Annotated in this window: 2 protein-coding genes; both read left to right on the forward strand. The window is 37.1% G+C overall.

Features of this window, described 5'->3' with window-relative positions; translation table 11 throughout:
- Positions 1-185: 185 nt before the first annotated feature.
- Entirely contained in the window at positions 186-1,133 is a 948-nt protein-coding gene (locus H9631_RS22100; protein WP_225221226.1) for an IS110 family RNA-guided transposase, read from the forward strand.
- Complete coding sequence (locus H9631_RS22550) at positions 1,130-1,417, forward strand: hypothetical protein (protein ID WP_160709715.1); 288 nt, start codon at positions 1,130-1,132, stop codon at positions 1,415-1,417. Before H9631_RS22100 ends, H9631_RS22550 begins: the two co-directional genes overlap by 4 nt.
- The last annotated feature ends 79 nt before the right edge of the window (positions 1,418-1,496 follow it).

Below are 1,496 nucleotides of genomic sequence, written 5' to 3' on the forward strand. Positions count from 1 at the left end.
TGTAACAACAATACAACCAGGCTGAAAAAATTTTGGTGGCCCTTTTAACAAGGTACCCTGTAGAGGAAACTGGTTATGGCAGATTGAAGAACCGTCTATTGTGCATAGAGCACGTATACAAAAATTTTTAAACATATCTCCTGTCATATGTATTGTTGTTAATTTATTATCGAGGTGATTCTTTTATGGAAGCAATGATTGAACGATGTGCAGGCCTAGATGTACATCAAGAAACTGTAGTAGCTTGTGTTTTATATGGTTCCTTAGATAAGAAACCACAGAAAGCAATTGAAACATTTAAAACTACAACAAAGGGGCTTTTGTCACTAAGCGATTGGTTGGCTACATTTAAGGTGACTGATGTAGTTATGGAAAGCACCGGAGTGTATTGGAAACCAGTGTGGAACATACTGGAGGGTACTTTTCATCTTATACTCGCTAATGCAAAACATGTGAAAAATGTTCCAGGTCGAAAAACAGATGTAAAAGATGCAGAATGGCTTGCCCAACTACTGCGATGTGGACTGATTGAAGGTAATTTCGTTCCACCAGAGGATATTCGAGATTTGCGTGACCTTACCCGTTATCGATCAAAACTGATTGGCCACCGTACTTCTGAACGCAATCGAATTCATAAAATCCTTCAAGATGCTAATATAAAATTGACTTCCGTATTTACAGATATTTTTGGCGTTTCCGGAAGGCGTATCTTAGCAGCCATTATTAATGGTGAAAAGATTGAAGCTAAAGATCTTGAAAAAATGGTGGATGGAAGAATTAGAGCAAGCATCGACGATATCGCTGAAGCGATAAATGGACGTATCCGCCGACATCATCGGGATATGTTGCGCTACCATTGGGAGCACATGGCTTATTTAGAAAAAAACATTGATGATATAGAAGAACAAATTGAACAGCTACTCACCCCTTATCGTAAGGAGATGGAATTAATCAAGACTATACCAGGTGTAAATAAAGATTCTTCCGCTGTATTTATTGCTGAAATGGGTGTGGATATGTCCGAATTTAAATCTGCAAAACATTTAGCTTCATGGGCAGGTGTAAGTCCAGGTAACTATGAGAGTGCAGGTAAAAAAAAACAAGTAAAACCACACACGGAAATAAAGGCTTGAGAACAATAGCTGTACAGTGTGCTTTAGCAACCACTAGGCAGAATAATAGAATTTCCTCACATCAAAAAAGAATCACAAAACGCCAAGGGAGAAATAAGGCAAAGGTCGCATCTGCACATTTGATTTTAACTATCGTTTACAATGTTTTAAAAACTGGTGAACCTTATCAAGAACTAGGCCCTGATTACGTTCACCAAAAACAGCAAAATAAAGAATTAAAAATGATTGAATACCTTAAAAAGAAAGGTTACAGCATCGTTCAATCAGAACAGCAAACAGCTTAAGTTATTCCATAAAAGAAAAAACAGATAAAGCCCTTTTTAAAAAATAGGAATAGAGGGCTTACTTAAGTATTGCTTTCTA

Source organism: Bacillus norwichensis (genome assembly GCF_014836955.1).
Taxonomy (GTDB): Bacteria; Bacillota; Bacilli; order Bacillales; family Bacillaceae_C; genus Siminovitchia; species Siminovitchia norwichensis.

What these genes read in the sequence shown, in the direction of transcription:
- H9631_RS22100 (WP_225221226.1), top strand. Translation starts at nt 186, where the DNA reads ATGGAAGCAATGATTGAACGATGTGCAGGCCTAGATGTACATCAAGAA.